Here is a 20,127-nt window from a genome sequence, read left to right as displayed (position 1 = left end):
CCTTGTGCCGCTATGCGTTGCGCGAGCGTCGGCCGCTCATGGCTTCTCGGTCGCGGCTTCGGCGACCACGCGCGGTTCCTTGTTGGCGATCTGCACCAGCACGACGTCGAAGCCATAGCCCTCGCCCTTCTCGGTGAAGCGGAAGCGGCCGTTGGGCGCGGTGTAGTCGGTCTTGCGCAGTGCGTCGCGCACCGCTTCGGGCTCTGCCTTGCCGGCGCGCGCGATGGCTTCCATCATGATGTTCATCGCGTTGTAGCCGGCGGCGCCGTACTTGCCGGGCTTCTCCTTGTAGCTGGCGGTGTAGCGCTCGACGAAGGCCTTGTTGGCTTCGCCCGGCAGGCTCGACGCGTAGGGCACCGCGGCGTAGATGCCTTCGGACGCATCGCCGGTCAGCCCGACGAAGTCGGCCGTGGCCCAGGAGCCGACGCCGAAGATCTTGGTCTTGAGGCCGAACTCCTTGAACTGCTTGACGAGGATGGCGCCGTCCTGCGTCTCGGCGGCAACGAAGACGCCGTCGGCATTGCTCGCGCGCAGCTTGGTCAGGAGCGTGTAGAAATCGGTCGCGCCATGGTCGAAGTACTCCTTCATCACGGTCTTGACGCCGAGCGCGCTCAGGTCCTTCGAGAAATCTTCGACGCCGCCGCGGCCCCAGTCGTCGTTGACGCCGATGTAGGCGACGGTCTTGAGCTGCAGCTTCTCGGCCAGGATCTTGCTGAAAGTCTTCGACATCAGGCGGTCGGTCTCGGCCGAGCGGAAGAAGTACTGCATGCCCTTCTCGGTCAGGTCGGCCTTGGAAGACACGCCGGTCAAAAGCGGCACCTTGTACTTCTCGGCCACCGGCATCACGGCGGCGGTCGCCGAGCTGCAGAAGGCGCCGGCCAGCGCCACCACCTTGTCGCGCTGGATCAGCTTCTCGGCGGCGTTGACCGAGTTCGCCGGACGGCACTGGCCGTCTTCGATCACCAGTTCGATCTTGCGGCCGAGCACGCCGCCGGCCGCGTTGCGGCGCTCGACCGCGAGCTTGGCACCGCTCACGAAGGCCTGGCCGTTGTAGGCGACCGAGCCGGTGAGGGGTTCGATGACCCCGACCTTGATGGCCTCCTGGGCCGTTGCGGCGGACCCCAGGCCGAGTGCCAGGCTGGCGGCGCAGGCTGACTTGAACAACTTGAACATCGACGATCTCCTTCGAAGAAATGAAGTGATGGCGCCGCCGGCCGTGCCGTCGGCGAAGACATAATTAAACGATCAATTAATTTATGGGCCGAGAATAGCATCCGATGGGATGCACCATTTCAGGGTTACTACGGAGTCCGCCAATTAATTAAACGACTAGCAAGCAAGCTTGATGCCAGCCGAGAGCCTTGCGCCCTTGCATTGGATCCAGTCTGGCCACAGCCACGCCGGAGTTTCGGTTGACGGCTGCGCAGGATAGATCGTTGCCTCCCCGCCGCGGCGGGCGGTTCGTCTTCCGCCCAGATCTATGGCGCGGGGCAGGGCGGGAAACGGCGCCGTCGTTGTTGGATTATCTAGTCGTTTATTGACAAATGACTAGCTATTGCAACATACTCCCAGCATGACCTCTGGCTCCAACCTCACGGTCGAACAAGCCGTCCTCGTCCTCGCAGAAAGACAGCCACTGCTTCGCGCGCGGGACCTGGCCGGGCAGAGCCTGCCTACGGTGGCGCTCACCAGACTGGTCGCGGCAGGCAAGCTCGAGCGCGTCGCCCGCGGCGTCTACAGCCTGCCAGGGCGCGCACTCAGCGAGCACCGATCACTGGCTGAAGTGGCGTTACGCGTGCCGCGTGGTGTGGTGTGCCTGCTATCTGCGCTGCGCGTCCACGGCATCGGTACACAGGCGCCGTTCGAAGTCTGGGTGGCAATTCCTCGCCACTCCCCCACGCCCCGCCTGGACCAACCAACGCTGCGCGCAGTGCGCATGTCAGGGCCCGCGTTGACCGAAGGAATCGAGCCGGTCGTGATCGATGGCGTGAAGGTACCCGTGTTCAACGCAGCCAAGACGGTGGCCGACTGTTTCAAGTATCGCAACAAGATCGGCCTCGATGTGGCTCTGGAAGCGCTGCGCGATGGATGGTCGAAACGCAAGCTGTCGATGGATGCGCTATGGCACTACGCCACGGTCGATCGCGTAGCCAATGTGATGCGCCCCTATCTTGAAAGCGTCACGGCATGAGCCGCAACCTGGCTGCATCCATCCGAGCACGCTTGAAGCAGCGCGCCGATGCGACGAAGCAGGATTTCAATCTGATCCTCACCCACTACGGGCTTGAAAGGCTACTGTACCGACTGTCAATCTCGCCGCATGCAGCGAACTACCTGCTCAAGGGCGCCCTGCTGTTTTCTCTTTGGTACGACCAGCCGCATCGGCCGACGCGTGATGTCGACCTGCTCGGATTCGGACCGGACGACGTCGACACCGCAGTTTCGGCTTTTCGCGCGATCTGCCAGATCGCTGCGGAGGATGGCATTGCGTTCGACCCAGCCTCCGTCAAGGCCTCGGTCATCCGCAAGGACGCGGGCTACGGCGGCGTACGGATCGACCTTCAGGCGAAGCTCGATGGTGCGCGCATCGCATTGCAGGTAGACATCGGTTTCGGCGATGCAGTCACACCAGCGCCGGAATCGGTGAACTACCCGGTCCTGCTCGAGGACCTGCCCGCCCCGCGACTGCGCGCCTATCCGAAGTACACCGTGGTGGCGGAGAAGTTCCACGCGATCTGCTTGCTGGGCATGGCCAACACCCGTATGAAGGACTATTTTGATCTCTGGGTTCTGCTGACCGAAGGCGCTTTGGATCCCGACGAACTGCGCCGCGCGGTCGAGGCCACGTTCGCGCGGCGCAAACTCGCCATGCCCACCACGTTACCGTCTGGCCTGAGCGGTGCATTCGCACGGGATGCGGCGAAGCAAACCCAATGGGCCGCGTTCCTGAAGAAGAATCGGCTGGATGTCATGGACCTGTCCGAGGCCGTCGCGCTGTTGCGCAGCGAGTTCCAGGCACTCGGGTCCACGTGAACCGCCCAATCCAGAGAAGCCACAATACGCTGCACCGTGCTCCTCGTCGTCGCATGAAGACGAGCGCTCACATGGCAAAGAAGAAAGCGAATCCATCGTGGACCGACGTCAAGGCCAAGCTGGACGACCGCGCATGCTCCAGCACCCCATTCACACGTGCACCCATTGCCCAAGCGACAGCGTGACGTCGACACGAACAGGGCGCTGTGCTGATCGGAATGGTCTACCGGCCCCGTCGACGTCCTGTCTGGGGATCTTTACTCAAGAACAATTGTGTAAAACGCCGCTGGGTACGCTGGCGCTGCCTCAAGGGGCGCACATTTATCGTAGCGAACAAACGCTTGCTGCGCTGCGTTAGAGAGCATTCAAGGTGGTCGGTGACACGGATCGAGCAGCGCAGGCATCAAGGTCATCCGGCTTGCCGGCGGGACGCGGATCTTAGGCCGGATTGCTGTGTGTGCCGCCGCGCATACGCACTTCTAGCAATTCCAGAAGTGCGCGTAGGGCTGCACTGTTGTGCCGGCGCTGCGTGTACGCCGCGTAGAGCCAGACGTCACGCGGCATGAACTCCTTGAGCACTGGAACCAGACTGCCCCGCTCTGTGTATGGTTTTGCCAGCAACGCCGGCACACACACAGCGCCGATGCCGTCGAGCGCCGCGGCGATGAGCGCGCTCGAGTCGTTTGCATCCATGCGACCGTTGACCGGGAGGTTATATGGCTCGCCATCGACTTCGAACGGAAGGTGCGGCGCGCTCGCTGTCAGCGAGTATGTGAGCACATCATGCCGTCGCATGTCGTCAGGTGTTTTAGGCATGCCGCGCTTGGCCCAATAACTGGGCGTGGCACAAAGGATGAGCTCCACGCGTTGAAGGCGACGCACGATCAGATTCTCGTCGCCGATCCGCCCAAACCTCAGGGCGACGTCGACGCCTTCCTCTACGAGATCGACCACACGATTGCCGATTTGGAGGTCGACATGGACATCTGGATAGCGCGTGAGGAACTCGCTCAGCAGGCTAGGGAATTCGGTTTGCGCGAGCCCGTGAAGTCCCGCGACGCGCAGACGTCCGCTTGGATGCGAGCCATGTGCCTGTAGTTCGCTCTGAGTCAACTCGGCCATCTCCACCAACGGCGCGCTGCGTAACTGGAGGAGCCGTCCAGCGTCGGTCAGTGTCACCGATCGCGTTGAGCGGTTCAGCAGCCGTACGTTGAAGCGCGCCTCGAGGATCGCTACATGCTTGCTTGCGCTGGGCTTCGAAATGCCTAACTTGTCCGCAGCGCGCGAGAAGCTGCCCAAGTTCGCAACCTCCAAAAAGGTCCTAAGAAGGTCAATTGCGTCCATCAAGATTCCAAATACTTATGGAAGTCCTCATCGGTAAACTGCTATTCAGCCAACATCTGAGATCAAAAAGTGATCAGGCAGTAGCTAACGCGTAGCCTTTGCAATGACGTCGTCCGTTTCCCAGCCACCTCCCAGAGCCAAAAAGACCGCTACTTGATCCTCGGCCAACTGAGCTGCCGATGTTGCAAGCGCGGCTTCGCTGGCTGCGAGGGTGCGCTCTGCATCCAGTGATTCAAGCTGCCCAGTCTTGCCGTTCAAATAGAGCGTTCGGGCTTGCCGGGCGACGGCGGCACTTTGATCACGCGCGGCTGAGAGTGCAGCATGGCGTTCCAACTCGCGTGCGTAGGCATCAAGGGCGGTTTCAACCTCGCGCAGTGCCGTCAGTACGGTCCCGTCGAAGCGGGCAGCGGCAACCCGCGTGGTGGCCTCGGCCTGCGCGATGCGAGCGCGGGCAACGCCGGTGTTCGGTAGCGTCCAGCTAATTAACGGGCCCAGACTATAGCTGAGCGTTTCACGGGTTCCAACTTTGACCAAGAAGCCTGCCGAACTGGCCGAGAGGCCCAGTGCTACCTTGGGGTAGAGGTCGGCTGTTGCTACGCCGATGCGGGCGGTGGCGGCAGCCAAGCTGCGTTCGGCCTGGCGAACGTCGGGCCGTCGGCGCAAAAGGGCCGTGCCGTCTCCTACCGGCAGCAGTCCTGCCAAGTGCGGCGGCTGCTCGCACGCGGCCACTGCCGCAGGGAAGTCGCGAGGTGCTGCGCCGGTCAGCGTTGCCAACCGGTACAACGCGCCTTGGCGCTGAGCCTGAAGTGGCGGCAGCGCAGCACGTAATTGTTCCAGTTGGCCTTGCGCTCGTGCAATGTCGATTTCCCCCACCTTGCCCGCTTGTTGAAGCCGCCCGGAGAGTCGGATCGCCTCTTCCTGCAAGCGAACCGACTCATGCGCTGCGCGCAAGCGATAGCCGCTTGAACAGAGGGTCGCATAGGCATGTGCCGTCCCGCCGGCCACGCTCACACGCACCAGGTCTACCGCCGCCTGCGCGGCGCCAGTGCCGGCCTCAGCCGCTTCGATGGCGCGGCGAAGTTGCCCGAACATGTCCAGTTGATGAGACAAGGAAACACCCGCGCTATACGTGCCGCGGCTAGGCGGTTCGGCGTCCCTCTGCAGGAGACTTAGACCCGACGCATGCCCAAAGCCAGGGCCACCGCTGACAGCCAGCGTTGGCCTCTCATTTCCGAGTACCTCGGCCTCCAGCGCCTTGTCGCGTTCCAAGTTGGCCACGGCCTGCCGCAAATCGGTGTTGTGTTCCAGCGCCTGCGTCACCAACGTGTCCAACCGTCGGTCGTTGTAGAGCCGCCACCAGTGCGGCGGCAGAGTCGTTTCCGCCGCATATCCACTGGCAGATCGGAATGTGGCCGCAGAGGCCGCCTGCGCGGCGGAGAGGGAGGTGGGGGCCGCATAGTCCGGTCCAACGGGCGCGTGGGCACAACCGACCAGCAATGCGCTTGCCGCCGCGGCGGCGGCCAGGAGTCGATACACGGCGCTCACCCTTGGCTTTCTGATCGTCTGGGTGTAGGACGCGTGGCTCTAGCGGCCTCAAGTATCTCAACGGTGACCGTCTGGCCTGCGACCAAACGGGTGCCTGAGGGCATCTGATCGAGCTTCACGCGCACGGGCACGCGCTGTGCAAGCCGGACCCAGTTGAACGTGGGATTGACGCTGGGAAGCAGGTTGGCGCTGGTGCTGCGGTCGCGGTCAGCGATCCCGGCGGCGATGCTCTCTACGGCGCCATCGAGCGCCGCTGCGCCCATGGGCGTCACTCGCACCCGGTCTCCTAGATGGATCCTGGCCAACTTGCTTTCCTCGAAATAGCCTTCGACATAGACCGAACCCGCATCCACCAACGCCATCACGGGGTGGCCAGCGCTTGCGTAGGCCCCTTGGCGCAGGTCGAGATTGGTCACGAGCCCGGCGGTGGGTGCGCGCACTTCTGTGCGTTGCAGGTTCAGCCTCGAAGTCCTCAGGGCGACCTGCGCTTGCCGTAAGGCCGCTTCGGCCGACTGAAGTGCGCCTTTCGCTTGATCTACCTTCAGGCGTGACTGCTCGCGAACTTCCAGTGAGATCAAATCGCCCAGATCGGAATTGCGGTTGCTCTCGCGCTGCGCCTGTGCGAGCGTGATGCGCTGGTTGCTGATTGCGATGCTCTGACTCGCGACAGCGGCCTCGGCCTGGTCTAGAGCCAGATCGAAGCGAGCCTTGTCCACAGAGAACAGCAAGGCGCCGGCGGCAACGGACTGGTTATCTTGCACAGCCACATCTGCAACCATGCCTGACACGTCAGGCGCGACCTGCACGATGTTGGCCCGCACCCGCCCGTTGCGTGTCCATGGGGCCAGTTCATAGTGGTCCCATAGTTGCCAGCCGGCCCAGCCGGCGGCGGCCACGATCAGCACTGTCACCAACAGGCGAACGACTGGACGGGCGAGACGAGGAGCCCGGGAGGGGAGGGAGAGGGTGTGGAGGGTGTCAGTTTTCACGGGTAGAACGGGAAGTTCGGATTTCAGTACCAGGTGGCGGTGGCGCGAGTGAGATAGGTCAATGCGTAGAGCACCAGGACATACAGCGCGAGGTCAAAAAGGGCGGGGTGCCAGACCCATCGGTAGGCACCAAGGATTGCCAGCAGACGTCGCATGGCCCATGCGCACGCCAGCGCGCCGCCAGCAAGCAGTAAAAGCCAGGGCAGTTGCACCCCGAAAAGATTGACTTCGATCATGGTTGGAGTGCGGCGGGCGCCGATGCAAAGAGGTTGCGTCGAAGACCCACAAGTGCCGCGATAGCGCTTGGCTCGATGTCTCCGTTCACGGCGTCAAGCAACAGCCGATCTATTTGTGGCAGCAGCGACTCGCCGCGAGGCGGCGCACCTGCTATCTGGGCGCGGAAAGCGAGGGTCAGTTCCTTGAAGAGGCGGGTGGTAGGCCCTGACGAAAGGCCCGCACGATGCAGTTGCAGCCCAACTATGTCTGCACCCAAGCGCAGTTCGCGCAACGCGCGGTGTGCTGCGATCTGGATCGCTTCGGAACCGTCAGGTGCTACGCGCGGTGCCAACAGCGCGATCCTGTCGAGCATGCGGCCGGCAAAGGCGTCGCGGGCGGATGCGTCCTGCGGATGGGCAGCCAGATCGGCGAGGTCGCTCCAGGTGGCACGGCGTATGCGCTCGGCGCTCCATTCACGCCCGACGCTGCGCATGAGAGCTGTCACGCGGGCCGCTATCAGTGCACCCACAAACAAAGCCAGGTTGGAATTGATGAAGCTCATCAGGTCGGCATTGGCCGTATCCTGCAAGGCGAGTGTTCCAGCGACGCCGAAGAACATTCCAAGAGCCGCCAATGAACTGGCCGGTCGTGCCATATAACACCCGACCAACAAGAGCAGGGGCGCGACGCACAGCAGCAGCATGCCGAAGTCATGGGCCAGCGGCATGACCCCTAGGACATAGAAGACGGACACCGGCAATGACCACATCAGTGCCTTGATGAATTGGTGCATGGCTGGCACCGGATCGTCCATGGTGGCGAAGAAGCTGCAGAAGACTGCGGCGCCCATGGGCACGGCTGAGCCCGAAGGCCAGCTCGTAGCGATCCACAGAGCGCAGGAAATGCAGGTCGCCAACACCACAGTGATCCCCGAGCGGATCGCGAGCCCTCTGTCCAGATGAAGCACGCTGCGACCCAGAGCCGGAGTGCGCCGCAACGGCACTGCGTTTCCGGCCATGCCGGCGTTGATATCGCTGCGCAGCGTGGTGCAGGACCCCCAGCCCGCGACCAGGTCTTCCAGGCGGGTCACCAAATCAATCCGCAGTGCGCGGATCCAGGACGAAGAGGCCGGACCGTCCGCTATGGCGCGAAAGGCGGCGCGCGCTTCGTCCACTCCCGCGGTTGTCGCGCTCGGGTCCAACCAGCTTGTATGCCCCGCGAGAGTTAAGGCAATGTCATCCGGCACTCCGCCTGTGGCGGTGCTCAGCGCTTCCAGGCGATCTTCTACCGCCGACAGCACCGGGGTGAGGGCCGCGATACGGTCTTGCAGGGCGTCGATGGCGCCCCCTGTCCAGCGCAGGTTGGTGGTGTCAAAGGGCACATGTGTGGACAGAAGACGCAGCTGTGTGATGTCCAGAGCCAACCGCTGGCGGTCCGCAGCAATGCGCTCGTCTTTCGCTTCCTTTGGTCTTCGCAGCAGGTCAGTGAGCCATTGGCGCGCATCGCCAAGTGCTCGATCCATCACGCCAAGCAGGGAAGGGCCCAGTCCGGCAGGAAGTGCAACGCTGTGGACCACGTCGGCACACAGGATTCCCAGCCCGATTTCAGTTAACCGCGTGACGGCCGTGTCGAACATCGCCGTGGGAGCTTCTACCAGAGGGAAGCCGATCATTGCGGCTGAATAGCCCGCCAGCATGAAGATGTACGAGCGCGCGCTTCGGTCCAGCAGCGAAAAATAAAGACACAGTCCCACCCACAGCGCTAAGGCCAGCGACAGGAGCTCTGGGGAACTAGACAGCGAGGGAATAAGTACCACGGTCGCTGCGCACCCCAGCAAGGTGCCCAAAAAGCGGTAGAGGGCCTTGGAGCGCACATTTCCGGCCAGAGGATGGGCCACAATGTAGGTGGTCATCATGGCCCAGAAGGGCCGGGGTAGACCGAAGCGGCTGGCCAGGTAGAGCGCAAGCATGGCTGCGACGAAGCTCTTGAGAGAAAAAAGCAACTCCTGTCGAGAGAAACGAGGCAGCGCAATCATGTTGCGTCGCCCTGAGAAACCGTGCGAGCATCCCTCAATACGACATGGGAGCGCGAGAGCAAACGGGAGACCGTAATGCTGGCGAAATCGCGAAGCCATTGGTGAGCGAAACCGGCGAGCTGCGTCAGTTCCCGCACCAGAATCGTTGGACGCAGCGGCGTGCCGAAGCGCTGCAGGATCGATTCCGAGAGTGCTCCGCCGGCGGTGTTGCGTGACCGAAGCGCCGCGCCTATCAGCACAAGGCCGATGAGAAGGATGAGGAGTGACTGGATCGAAACCATCTCATTCTTAATGCGAATCATTTTCATGCGACGATGCTACTTACCGGCACACGAGCCGAGAATTGCAAACTTGGACGAATGACTTCTCTTTTCGGTCATCGAGGAGGTGGCGCGTCAGGCAACGATGAGGTACCTGCATCAACGCAGTCGGATGTCGGTCGGCTTGGGATCAGACCTGAGGCGTGCCTTGCCCTTCACAACAGCAGAGGAACAAGCGCGCCGACGTGGCGGCGGTGCCTTCGGTTCAACAGCTGGAACAGCAGCCCACCTCGCCCGACTCGCCGATCTCAACCGGCCTCGAACCTGACACCCGTCGCGCGACGCGACACGAATCGTCGAGACAAGGCAGGAATAGGCTGCATGGCGGAACTCATACCACTTTTGTCAATATGCGAAGAGCAGAATTCGGCGAGCCAGATCTAGACTACGAGCCATCAGTACCCGTCATGGCGCTGCGCGTCGATGTGGCGGCGCGTGAGCGAGAGATCCCTATTCACGAGCACCGATCTGGCCAGCTCGTGATCGCACTACGCGGTGCCGTCTCGTGCGACGTGCCCGGTGCGCTCTGGATGGTTCCGCCGCAAGCGGGCGTGTGGATTCCGGGCGGTACGCCGCACAGTAACCACGGAACGGCGAACGCGCTGATTTTCTACCTGTTCGTCGCCCCTGGCGCAGCCCCTCTGCCTGCCAGTTGCTGCACCTTGCGCATCAGTCCGATGCTCAGCGAGATGATTCAGTACCTCGCAGGACTACCGACCTTCTACGAGGTTGGCGGGCCGACCGATCGACTGGCACATGTGCTGCTTGACCAACTTTGCACAATGCCCACGGAAGAGATCTTCCTGCCCATGCCTGAGGACGCAAGGCTTAGAAAGATTTCAACGGCGATGATGCTCGATCCCTCCGATCGCAGGACCCAGACAAACTGGGCAAGCGAACTTGGCATGAGCGACCGAACGTTGACTCGACTGTGCACTTCGCTGACAGGCCTGAGTTTTGGCCGCTGGCGACGCCAGCTGCATATGATCGTGGCGCTTCGGGAACTGTCCGGTGGCGCGACCGTCCAGCAAGTCGCTTATGACCTGGGCTATGAGTCGCCGTCTGCCTTCAATACGATGTTCAAGAAGGCTTTTGGAAAGCCGCCCGCAACCTATATCAATGACCGCTTTCGGGTCAGTGTATGACGCGTGACCTTAGGTCGGCGAGTCGCTAGACGCCATCGTCAATCTTCCTGGCGCGCTCACCTGTAGGCGCGGGCGTGGGTCACACCGCCGTCGACCACCAGGGTTGAGCCCATCACGTAGTCACCTGCACGCGAGGCCAAAAATATCGCTGCGCCCGCGATGTCCTCTGAGGTACCGATGCGTCTGGCGGGTATGTATTCGGACAATTCGTCCCCGCGGTCGCGCGCGTTGCGGTTCATTTCGGATGGAAACGCACCAGGCGCAATGGCACTGACCGCGATATTGTCCTGCGCCAAACGCAGCGCCATCCGCCGTGTAAGGTGAATCAAGCCCGCCTTGCTGGCAACGTAAGAATAGTTCTCCTGAGGATTGAGCGCGATTCCATCGGTGGAGGCAATGTTGATGATCTTTCCCACACGCGCCGTGGCCGCAGCGCGCAGCGGCTCGGACAGGGCCTTCGTCAAGAAGAAAGGCGTTTTCAGATTGAGATCGACCACCTTGTCCCAGCCGCTTTCTGGGAAAGCGTCAAAGTCTTCTCCCCAAGCAGCGCCGGCGTTGTTGATCAGAATATCCAGCGTGGTTTCATGCTGCGCGTAGGCAGCGGCCAGGGCCTGGCAGCCAGTAACCGTGGACACGTCGTAGGGCAGTGAGACGCAGTGGCCGTGCTTCGACAGCTCTGCAGCCGCCAGATCACACGCCGCAGCTTTGCGCGCGCTGATGTAGACGCGCGCACCCTGGGTCAAGAACGCTTCGGCGATCATGCGGCCAATACCCCGAGATCCACCGGTGACAAGCGCTGTTCGGCCTTGCAGAGAAAAAAGATCTTGCGTCATCAATGCAATGCCTTCGCCGTGGTGTTCATACGCATAAGAAATGTCTACTATTTGACCTTTAAGCACCGGGCGGCGCCTTGGCTGTGCTCGAAAATGACACGGAAGATCAGGCACAGTGCAGGCAGAAGCCAAGCTGCTTAGCGCCAAATTCGGGAACGAACATGCCGTCGGCGCCGCTGTTTTCAGAGATGCCGCGCCACCCGTTCGGTGAGATCAGCCGACTTCGAGAAGTGCTCGCCTCACGTAGGCAGTTCCATCGAACAACCGTCGAGCAGTGCGAGTGAAGTGCACTTCGCGGACCGTCCACTCGTCCTCGACAGAGTGCTGGACATTCGCAAAGATCTTGAGCACGCCACTCGGATGGCCAATGCGTATGCGCGTCGGTCCGGCATGCGTCCCTCGGGCTTCGGCCGGAATCGTCCCTGCAATCTGTGCTGCCACGGAAAGGCAGACTGATCCACCGCCAGGGAACGCCTTATGCATCGCGCCGCCGTTGAGAACCATGCGCGCAACGAAGTCGATCTCCGATGACTTAATGATTCGGTTCCCGGTGATGGTCCGATAATCTTGCGGTGCGCTGATGAGGATCTGATAGGGAGTGAGGGTCCCTGACGCTGGCAAGTTGCAACGATTGGCGGCCCATCGCCTGACTTCCTCGGCCATCTCGTAGATATCAACACTGAGCTGCCCGGGGAGTTCCGTGCCGGTGACGCCCAGATCGGCCGCGCGAATGAACACACACGCCGTGCCCACATCGACGATCGAGACGGGTATCTCGCGACCGAGCTTTGAGACGTAGACAGAATCGCGTGCCTGCCCGGTAGGCAAGAGCTTGCCCGTCGTGGCTCCGCTGGTGCCTGAGTAGTCCAATGCGACCTCTGCGCCTGTCCCGGGGACCCCATCCACTTCGCTGTCACCCTCCACGCGCGGCTCACCGTCCGCACATTGCACCACCATTCGGAGAATTTTCCCGGTGTTGGTGTTGTGGACCCGAACCGTGGTGACAGGCTCTTGCACGGGAATCAACTGTTCCTGCAGCGCATAGACCCCAGTGGCTGATGAAATGTTGCCGCAAACTATTTCGAAGCTCACGGTTGGCTGATCGATGCCGATCTGCACAAAGGTGTAGTCGATGTCGGCGTCCAGGCGTGACGGCGGACCAATGATGGCGCATTTGCTCGTCAGAATGTCGGCCCCGCCGAGCCCATCGATCTGGCGAACATCCGGGCTGCCGAACAGAGCGAGAAGGAATCGCTGAAGCGCCTGGGGGTCGGTGGGCACGTCCCGCTGCGCGAGAAAAACAGCCTTGCTGGTGCCACCGCGCATCATGGTGACCGGCACGCGAATTTGTTCTTTCATCGCTTCAGTGTGCACGTCCACTTGGCCGCCGTCCTTTCAGTTTTGCTGACATTGCTTTAGCGTGGCTGCAGGCTTTCCATGCTTTAGCGTGGCTAAAGTTTGCCAAACAGAACTCCAATGACCACATGGCCGTGGATCCCCATACTTCCTGTCGCCGTGGCAAGCGCTGCGCGAACAGGAGATACTTTTGAAGATCATCAAGCGAACGGAAGCTCACTTCCGTGAAACCGCTGGCGGCATGGTGCTGATCGCCGCACACGTAGCCGGGCAGCCGCCGCAATTCCCACCGATCGAGTTCGTTCACAACGATCAAGAGATCAGGGAAATCGAGCTCGGGCCGACCGGCTCGCTCTACAGCTTCACCGTCGTTCACCCTGGCAAGGACAAGCCGCCCTACGGTTTGGCCATGGTCGACTTCGAGCCCGGCGTGCGTGCGTTCGGGCGGCTGCTGTTTGATACCCAGCCACCCGCCATCGGAAGCCGCCTGCGTGTGGTGCCCCTCACGTTGCCTGACGGCACGCCCGACTACGCCTTCCAGGAGTGATGCCATGAAACAACCCCTGATCACTGGCGTGGGCATCACCGATTTTGGTCGCTTCCCGGAGTTGACCGAGGAGGCCATGGCTCAGTCGGCCATTCTTGACGCCTTGACAGATGCGGGCACGTCTCTTTCTGAGGTGCAGGCGTTCTACTGCGGCAACGCACTCGGCGCCTCGTTGCCGGGGCAACGCGCGTTGCGTGAGCTGCATGTCAACGGAGGCGCGGTCTACAACGTGGACAACGCCTGCTCCAGCGGAGCGACTGCGCTCAACCTCGCCTTGCAGGCGCTCAAGGTTGGGCAGTACGACACCGTGGTGGTGTTTGGCATGGACCATCTGAGCAGCCTCGGAGGCGGGCCGTTGCAGCTTAGCCAGAAGGACTGGAACAACCGGCGCGGCATGATCATGCCGGCCCTGTACGCCATGCGTGCCAAGCGCTACATGCACGACCATGGCCTCAAACTGGAGACGCTTGCGGACATCTCTGTCAAGAACCGAAAGCATGGGGCTCTGAATCCCATCGCCAAGTTCGCGAAACAGGCCACGCGCGAGGAGGTGCTCGCTTCCCGCCCCGTGGCCGATCCGCTCACGCTGCTGCAGTGCTGCCCCGCCGTGGTGGACGGGGCGGCGGCTCTCGTGCTGAGCACCCAACCTCCGAAGGGCGTTGCAAAGCCGGTGCGGGTGCTGGCGTCCGTGGTGCAGTCTGGCCTCTTCGAAACCGCGCCGGTCGACATGACCGAGGCCGAGATCACAGCCCGCGCCGCCAAACTGGCATACGAGCAGGCCGGCATCGGGCCGCAGGACCTGAGCCTTCTGGAAGTGCACGACGCGTTCACCATTTCCGAGTTGCTCTATTACGAAGCGCTGGGCCTTTGTGCCCGTGGCGATGCCGCGGGCTTTCTGCAAAGCGGCGCGCCCGCCCTGGGCGGGCGGGTGCCCGTCAACCCGAGTGGCGGCCTCATCGCCAAGGGGCATCCCCCGGGTGCGACCGGTGTTGCACAAATCGTGGAGGTGTGCGAGCAACTGCAAGGCCGTGCCGGAGCGCGGCAAGTGCAGGGCGCGCGGATAGGCCTCACGCAAGTGACCGGTGGCGGTATCTGGGGTGTGGACCACGCGGCCTGCTCGATCAGCATTCTCTCGCTCTGATGGCAACCAGTATGAACCAGACAAATAAAACCGCGCCTGCCTCGCTGCGAGGCCTTGTCGCCGTCGTCACCGGCGGGGCGAAGGGCATTGGCTTTGGCATCGCCCGTGAGCTGGCGGAGGCTGGCTGCCGCATCGCGCTTTGGGACCTGGACGACGATGCGCTGAAGGAGGCCGAGCGCACCCTCTCCAGTGACGGGTTTGACGTGAAGACCTTCAAGGTCGACGTCGGCTCTGTGGAGCAGGTAGAGGCGACCGTGACCCAGCTCCTGGCGTCCCATGCGCGTATCGACATCCTGGTCAACAACGCCGGCATTGGCGGCGACAGGCTCGTCTCCAAGATGGATCTCGCGTTCTGGAGCCGAGTGATCGAGATCAATCTTCATTCTCAGTTCATCTGCTCCAAGGCAGTGCTGGCGCACATGGCGGAGAACCGGTTCGGACGCATCATCAACATCGGCTCCCGCGCCTGGTTGGGCAATCGCGGTCAGGCTGCGTACTCCGCTTCCAAAGGCGCCGTAGTCAGCCTGACCCGCTCGCTGGCGCTGGAATACGCACGCAAGGGCATCACCGTGAATGCCATCGCGCCCGGCATCGTTGAGACGCCACTGTTTGAAACGCTGACGGAAGAGGTCCGGCAAAGTCTTCACAATACGGTGCCGATGGAGCGGATCGGCCAGCCGCAAGATATTGGTCGCGCCGTCCGCTTCTTCGCGGAACCCGGCTCCAGCTACGTCACCGGCCAGCTTCTCTACGTCTGCGGTGGCCGCAGTCTGAGCAGCCCGTCTGTGTGATGCCAAACCACAATGGGAGAGCCGTGGTGAAACGCAGGACCTTCATCAACTTTGTCGCGGCACTGGGACCCGTATCGACCACGCCAGCGTTCGCGCAGGAGTATCCGTCGCGGCAACTCCGATTGCTCGTGCCCTACACCGCTGGGGGCGGCACCGATCTCGCGGCACGCGTCGTGATGAAGAAGCTCAGTGAGCAGTTGGGCCAGCCGATCGTCGTAGAGAACAAGCCTGGAGCTGGGGCCGCACTGGCCTACGCCGAACTCTTGCGCAGCAAGCCTGACGGATACACGTTGACGACGGGCTCCGGCATTACGTCGCTACTGAATCTCCTGAATAGCAAATTGCCATTCGATGCCGCCACGGACCTGGTGCAGGTAGCCCCGTTGGCGAGCGTGCCGATTGTTCTGATTGCGGGCAACAAGGTTCCTGCCCGAAACATGGCCGAACTGATCTTCCACGTCAAACAGAACCCGGGTATGACTTATGGAACGCCTGGTCCCGCGACTCCGCATCATCTTGCCGGAGTGCTGCTCGCTTCAATGGCCGGGCTGCAATTGACCCATGTCGGCTACCGCGGCACCGCTCCCGCCGTTCAAGACGTCATCGGCGGGCATCTACCGCTTGCGATCGTCGGTCTGTCGACCGCAATTCAATTCGCCCGAAGCGGTCAGTTGAAGGTTCTGGGCGTTGGCAGCGCAAGGCGCTCCGAACTGGCACCTGAGATCCCGACACTGGCAGAAGGCGGCGTGAAGGGGTACGACGCAAGCTACTGGTATGACGTTTGCGTGGCAAAGGGCGTTCCGAAGGCCGTCGTGAGTCGCCTGCATGCTGAGGTTGCCAAGGCCCTGCAGGACCCCGAGGTTCGGACAGCGCTCACTTCGGCGGGGCTCGAACCTATGGCGGTCACACAGGACGAGTACCAACGGATGTTGCAAGCGGAACGCGCCAAATGGGAGCCGATCATCCGCGCCAACAATATCCAAATGGGTTCGTAGGATGCTGGGAAATTCTCTCAATGGCTTGAGGGTTATCGACTTCACCCAGGTGATGGCCGGGCCGACCTGCACACTGTGCATGGCCGATCTCGGTGCCGATGTCGTGAAGGTCGAGGCACCTGCAGGCGATCTCTCGCGGGCGCTCTCGCCCTGGGTCCATGGCGAGGGCGTTCCCTTTCTTGCGCTCAATCGCAACAAGCGCAGCATCGTGTTGGATCTCAAGCAGCCGGTGCACCGGCAGGTGGCGTTGCATCTGATCGCCGAAGCGGATGTCGTGGTGGAGAGCTTTCGCCCGGGCGTGATGGCCCGGTTCGGGCTGGACTATGCCACGGTGTCTGCTGAGAACCCGCGGCTGATCTACTGCTCGGTCTCGGCGTACGGCCAGCACGGGGCCGGAAAAGACCTGCCGGGGGTGGATGGCGTACTGCAGGCGGTGAGCGGCCTCATGAGCGTCACTGGCGCACGCGATGGAGAGCCGTGCAAGGTTCCGGTGCCGGTGGTCGACCTGATAACGGGGTCGCTGGCCACTATCTCGGTTCTGGCCGCCTTCGCTGAGCGGCAACGGACGGGTTTGGGGCAGCACGTGGAAGCCAGCATGTTTGCCAGTGCCATCGCGCTGCAGCACGTGAGTTTTGCGTCCTACCTTGCGGATGGCCAAGTGCCCGGTCCACAAGGCAACGCAGCGCCCTATTCAACGCCGAACGAAGCGCTGCGTTGCGCCGATGGGTGGATTATGGTAGCGGCATATCACCCTGCACGATGGCAGGCCTTGTGTGCCGCCGTCGGCGCGCCAGAACTGGCATCCGATCCGCGCTTCGCCGAGAACAAGAGCCGGCTGCAACACCGCGAGACGCTGCTGGGCTTGCTCGAAACACGCATGCTTGTCCATCCCCGCGCTTTCTGGCTCGAGAAGTTCACCGCCGTGGACATCATTTGTGGCCCTATCAACAACTATTCCGAGGTGACGCAGTCCGCGCCCTTTGTCGAAGCAGCGCTCACGGAGAGCTTGCAACATCCAGTCGCAGGTGCTTTGACGATGCCACGCAGCGTGTTGGGCGCGGTTGGCGAGCGCCCTCAGGCGCGACGAGCTGCGCCAACGCTCGGACAGCACACCCGTGAGGTGCTTGTCGAATTAGGCATGCCGTCTGAAGACGTTGAGGCGGTGATCGCCGCCTGCTCTACACACAACTGAAGCAATCCCATGCCCATCACCAAGACAGTCCAGGATGGCATCGCCATCGTCACCCTGAATCGGCCCGAAGCCATGAACTCCATCGACCCAGAGTCGAACGAGCAATTGCTCGAGATCTGGGATGAGGTATCGAACAACGAGGACATCCGCGTACTCGTCCTCACCGGCGCGGGCGAGCGTGCGTTCTGCACAGGTGCGGACCTCAAGAAAACGATGCCGCCTGCCGACAGCGCAGCTCGGCAAGTCTTTCGCGGCGACACCAGACATTCCAATTTCGGCACGCTGCAAACGGACAAGCCCGTCATCGCCGCGATCAATGGTTATGCCCTCGGCGGCGGACTGGAACTGGCTTTGCTTGCGGACATCCGCATCTGTTCTGAAAACGCGCAGTTCGGCTTGCCGGAAGTGCGGGTCGGCAGCATCCCAGGCGCCGGCGGCACGCAACGCCTGATTCGCGCGGTGGGGCAGTCGGACGCGATGCGGATGCTGCTCACGGGCGAACGCATTGATGCCAACGAGGCGTTGCGGATCGGTTTGGTCAGCAAGGTGGTTCCCCTTTCCGCGCTGCAGGAAACGGCTGTCAACCTTGCGCGAGCAATGGCGGCCAATGCGCCATTGGCGATGACCGCCGCCAAGCGACTGGCGATGACCGGGCGAGAGCTGCCCCTTGCCGGTGGACTCGAACTGGAACGCCAAGCCTTTGGAGTGCTCAGGGATAGCGAAGATCGACTGGAGGGGCGCCGTGCTTTCGCCGACAAGCGCGCTCCGGTTTTTCGGGGTCGCTGACTTGCCTCGCAGAGAGGGCGCAAAAGTCGTTGCTCCCTCTGCCCTCGAATCACTCAAGAGGTCTCGTGCGACGTTGCAGACCGACGTGACTGACCTGAATTTCCATGGAGCAATTCTTGAATAAATTGCGTATCGCCTGGCTCTACAACCTCGCACTCATCGTTGCCGCGTCCTTCGGCGCGCCGGCGGCCATAGCGCAGCAGGCCAGCCGCCCGCCCGCAAGGATTCTTGTGGGCTTCTCGCCTGGCGGGACACTCGATGTCGTCACACGGGCGCTTGCGGATCAGTTGCATGAGCCGCTCAATCGCACAGTAGTTGTGGAGAACCGGCCCGGAGCCGGCGGAAAGATTGCGATCGATGCGCTGCGTGCCGCCCCTGCCGACGGAAGCGTGGCAATGCTTTGTCCTGACTTCCTGCAATCGATCTATCCATTCGTCTTCAACAAGCTCAACTACGCTCCGGAGCGGGACATCCTGCCGGCGTCGACGGTTGTCGAGTTTCCGATGGCGCTGGCTGTACCAGCGTCCTCGCCCGTCAAGACCTTTGCTGAATACGCCCAATGGGTGCGCGCCAATCCTGAGAATGCCAACTTCGGCCATGCCGCATCGGGAGGTCCGACCCATTTCTTGGGATTGCAGATAGCCAAAGTCATCGGGACACCGCTACAGGACGTGCCGTTTCAGGGCGCTGCCCCGATGATCGTGAACCTCGTTGGCGCCAATGTTGCAGCGGGAAGTTCAACTGTCGGAGACTTTGCACAGCACCACAACGCCGGCAAGCTTCGCGTGCTTGCAGTCACCTCTGCGCAACGCTCGCCGCTTCTGCCTGACGTTCCAACGTTCAGCGAGCTCGGCCGAAAGGAGCTCACCGCAGTCGGCGTATTGGCCATCTGCCTCCCTCCTGGAACGCCTGCAGCCGTCGTCTCCGAATGGAGCACTGCGATCCGACAAGCCGTTGCAACCGAGCAGTTTGCGCGCAAGATCCGCACGCTCGGCTTTCTGGCGACGGGAAGCTCGCCGGCTGACGCTCGTGCCAGGTTCAGCGAAATGCGCGCCTTCTGGGAGCCTGTGGTCAAAGCTTCGGGATTCAGATCGGACTAGTTGTGAGCCGTCAATAGGTTGTTTGCAGTTCATTTGAGGGCGAGCATCATTCCTGCTGCCCATTCGCGACGAGCACTGCATCAATGAGGAACTCGAAGGTGTGCGTCTGGAGACGCTGGACGAGTCGCTTGGCGATCATCGAGCCGGCGAGCAGCGCGAGGCCGACGGCGAGCCCGCGTGCAATGACGGCCGGCGTCAGCACCCCGGCGATGCCGAAGGTGCCGAGCTTGCCCGCATAGAGCAGCATGCGCTTGCGGCCTCCGATCCGAGAAACGCGCCGCCGCTCATTCCGTAGCCGGTGAACACCGGCACGCTGAGCGGTCCGGTGGACAGCACGAATCCGGGGAGGAATCCGACGAGCGCTCCGGCGGCGGCCATGTGCCCGATGCGCAGGTGGACGCGGGAGCGCCTGATGAGTCGGCGCAGCGGAATCATTGAGAGGAAGAAGGCTGCGAGGAACACGTCGACGACGATGGGCGGGATCGTCATCAGCGTGTGGGCACCGAGTACGGCGGCGGGGACCCCCGTCAGAGCGTAGGTGAGCACCGGCCACCAGCGGATCTCGTGCCACCAGACGATCACGCGCCCGATATTGCCAAACAGGGAGGCGATCGCCATGACGGGCACAGCGGTCCGCGGCCCGTATTGGGGAACCAGGACGGGCAGCATGATCAGCGATGAGCCGGTGCCGACAACGCCGCTGAGCACTCCGGCGCCGAGGGCGAGGAGGAAGAGGAGTGACAGCGCGATCATCGAGCG

At 62.3% G+C, this 20,127-nt stretch carries 21 protein-coding genes; 10 read left to right on the top strand and 11 right to left on the bottom strand.

What is annotated here, in order from left to right:
* Positions 1-36: 36 nt before the first annotated feature.
* Positions 37-1,173, bottom strand: coding sequence for an ABC transporter substrate-binding protein (locus AC1DYK_RS10050; protein WP_478158661.1), 1,137 nt, complete (start codon positions 1,171-1,173; stop codon positions 37-39).
* Positions 1,174-1,573: 400 nt separating this feature from the next.
* On the opposite strand from AC1DYK_RS10050, the gene AC1DYK_RS10045 reads away from it, so the two are divergent.
* Together AC1DYK_RS10045 and AC1DYK_RS10040 are read left to right on the top strand one after the other, a co-directional pair.
* Complete coding sequence (locus tag AC1DYK_RS10045; protein ID WP_477650111.1) at positions 1,574-2,191, top strand: type IV toxin-antitoxin system AbiEi family antitoxin domain-containing protein; 618 nt, start codon at positions 1,574-1,576, stop codon at positions 2,189-2,191.
* Positions 2,188-3,033, top strand: a complete 846-nt coding sequence (locus AC1DYK_RS10040) for a nucleotidyl transferase AbiEii/AbiGii toxin family protein (protein WP_478166144.1) — start codon at positions 2,188-2,190, stop codon at positions 3,031-3,033. Before AC1DYK_RS10045 ends, AC1DYK_RS10040 begins: the two co-directional genes overlap by 4 nt.
* A 438-nt stretch (positions 3,034-3,471) precedes the next feature.
* On the opposite strand, the gene AC1DYK_RS10035 is transcribed toward AC1DYK_RS10040, so the two are convergent.
* The 6 genes from AC1DYK_RS10035 to AC1DYK_RS10010 all read right to left on the bottom strand — a co-directional run bounded on the left by AC1DYK_RS10035 (position 3,472) and on the right by AC1DYK_RS10010 (position 9,470).
* Positions 3,472-4,377: a LysR family transcriptional regulator gene (locus AC1DYK_RS10035; RefSeq protein ID WP_478166143.1), complete on the bottom strand. Its 906-nt coding sequence runs from the start codon at positions 4,375-4,377 to the stop codon at positions 3,472-3,474.
* A gap of 84 nt (positions 4,378-4,461) precedes the next feature.
* Positions 4,462-5,922: an efflux transporter outer membrane subunit gene (locus AC1DYK_RS10030; protein ID WP_478166142.1), complete on the bottom strand. Its 1,461-nt coding sequence runs from the start codon at positions 5,920-5,922 to the stop codon at positions 4,462-4,464.
* Positions 5,919-6,911, bottom strand: coding sequence for an HlyD family secretion protein (locus AC1DYK_RS10025; RefSeq protein ID WP_478166141.1), 993 nt, complete (start codon positions 6,909-6,911; stop codon positions 5,919-5,921). Before AC1DYK_RS10025 ends, AC1DYK_RS10030 begins: the two co-directional genes overlap by 4 nt.
* 23 nt (positions 6,912-6,934) lie before the next feature.
* Complete coding sequence (locus AC1DYK_RS10020) at positions 6,935-7,147, bottom strand: DUF1656 domain-containing protein (protein ID WP_478166140.1); 213 nt, start codon at positions 7,145-7,147, stop codon at positions 6,935-6,937.
* The gene (locus AC1DYK_RS10015; protein ID WP_478166139.1) at positions 7,144-9,162 is read right to left on the bottom strand and encodes an FUSC family protein; all 2,019 of its coding nucleotides are present in this window, start codon (positions 9,160-9,162) and stop codon (positions 7,144-7,146) included. Before AC1DYK_RS10015 ends, AC1DYK_RS10020 begins: the two co-directional genes overlap by 4 nt.
* A complete protein-coding gene (locus AC1DYK_RS10010; protein ID WP_478166138.1) occupies positions 9,159-9,470 on the bottom strand; it encodes a hypothetical protein in 312 nt (103 codons plus the stop codon). Before AC1DYK_RS10010 ends, AC1DYK_RS10015 begins: the two co-directional genes overlap by 4 nt.
* A gap of 419 nt (positions 9,471-9,889) precedes the next feature.
* Between AC1DYK_RS10010 and AC1DYK_RS10005 the strand changes: the two genes are divergently transcribed.
* Positions 9,890-10,627 (top strand): AraC family transcriptional regulator, encoded by a 738-nt coding sequence (locus tag AC1DYK_RS10005; RefSeq protein ID WP_478166137.1) that lies wholly within the window; start codon positions 9,890-9,892, stop codon positions 10,625-10,627.
* A gap of 56 nt (positions 10,628-10,683) precedes the next feature.
* On the opposite strand, the gene AC1DYK_RS10000 is transcribed toward AC1DYK_RS10005, so the two are convergent.
* Both AC1DYK_RS10000 and AC1DYK_RS09995 read right to left on the bottom strand, forming a co-directional pair.
* Positions 10,684-11,463 carry an SDR family oxidoreductase gene (locus tag AC1DYK_RS10000; protein ID WP_478166191.1) on the bottom strand — a complete coding sequence of 260 codons (780 nt, stop codon included), beginning with the start codon at positions 11,461-11,463 and terminating at the stop codon, positions 10,684-10,686.
* A 210-nt stretch (positions 11,464-11,673) separates the two neighbouring features.
* Positions 11,674-12,840 carry a PrpF domain-containing protein gene (locus tag AC1DYK_RS09995; RefSeq protein ID WP_478166136.1) on the bottom strand — a complete coding sequence of 389 codons (1,167 nt, stop codon included), beginning with the start codon at positions 12,838-12,840 and terminating at the stop codon, positions 11,674-11,676.
* Positions 12,841-13,006: 166 nt separating this feature from the next.
* Here AC1DYK_RS09995 and AC1DYK_RS09990 point away from each other — a divergent pair, with 166 nt between their 5' ends.
* From AC1DYK_RS09990 to AC1DYK_RS09960, 7 genes are all read left to right on the top strand, one after another.
* A complete protein-coding gene (locus AC1DYK_RS09990; RefSeq protein ID WP_478166135.1) occupies positions 13,007-13,363 on the top strand; it encodes a Zn-ribbon domain-containing OB-fold protein in 357 nt (118 codons plus the stop codon).
* Positions 13,364-13,367: 4 nt separating this feature from the next.
* Complete coding sequence (locus AC1DYK_RS09985) at positions 13,368-14,504, top strand: thiolase family protein (RefSeq protein ID WP_478166134.1); 1,137 nt, start codon at positions 13,368-13,370, stop codon at positions 14,502-14,504.
* Positions 14,505-14,515: 11 nt separating this feature from the next.
* The gene (locus AC1DYK_RS09980; protein WP_478166133.1) at positions 14,516-15,295 is read left to right on the top strand and encodes an SDR family NAD(P)-dependent oxidoreductase; all 780 of its coding nucleotides are present in this window, start codon (positions 14,516-14,518) and stop codon (positions 15,293-15,295) included.
* A gap of 26 nt (positions 15,296-15,321) precedes the next feature.
* A complete protein-coding gene (locus AC1DYK_RS09975; RefSeq protein ID WP_478166132.1) occupies positions 15,322-16,290 on the top strand; it encodes a Bug family tripartite tricarboxylate transporter substrate binding protein in 969 nt (322 codons plus the stop codon).
* Position 16,291: 1 nt separating this feature from the next.
* Complete coding sequence (locus tag AC1DYK_RS09970; RefSeq protein ID WP_478166131.1) at positions 16,292-17,482, top strand: CaiB/BaiF CoA transferase family protein; 1,191 nt, start codon at positions 16,292-16,294, stop codon at positions 17,480-17,482.
* Positions 17,483-17,491: 9 nt separating this feature from the next.
* Positions 17,492-18,268: an enoyl-CoA hydratase/isomerase family protein gene (locus tag AC1DYK_RS09965; RefSeq protein ID WP_478166130.1), complete on the top strand. Its 777-nt coding sequence runs from the start codon at positions 17,492-17,494 to the stop codon at positions 18,266-18,268.
* Between the two features lie 104 nt (positions 18,269-18,372).
* A complete protein-coding gene (locus AC1DYK_RS09960) occupies positions 18,373-19,368 on the top strand; it encodes a Bug family tripartite tricarboxylate transporter substrate binding protein (protein WP_478166129.1) in 996 nt (331 codons plus the stop codon).
* A gap of 46 nt (positions 19,369-19,414) precedes the next feature.
* Here the strand turns inward: AC1DYK_RS09960 and AC1DYK_RS09955 are convergent, their stop codons facing one another.
* Together AC1DYK_RS09955 and AC1DYK_RS09950 are read right to left on the bottom strand one after the other, a co-directional pair.
* Positions 19,415-19,615, bottom strand: coding sequence for a hypothetical protein (locus tag AC1DYK_RS09955; protein WP_478166128.1), 201 nt, complete (start codon positions 19,613-19,615; stop codon positions 19,415-19,417).
* A complete protein-coding gene (locus tag AC1DYK_RS09950) occupies positions 19,564-20,121 on the bottom strand; it encodes a TSUP family transporter (protein ID WP_478166127.1) in 558 nt (185 codons plus the stop codon). Before AC1DYK_RS09950 ends, AC1DYK_RS09955 begins: the two co-directional genes overlap by 52 nt.
* Positions 20,122-20,127: the final 6 nt, after the last annotated feature.

It is taken from the genome of Variovorax sp. P2_H12, from assembly GCF_056403395.1.
This window is presented reverse-complemented; position numbering and strand designations above follow the sequence as displayed.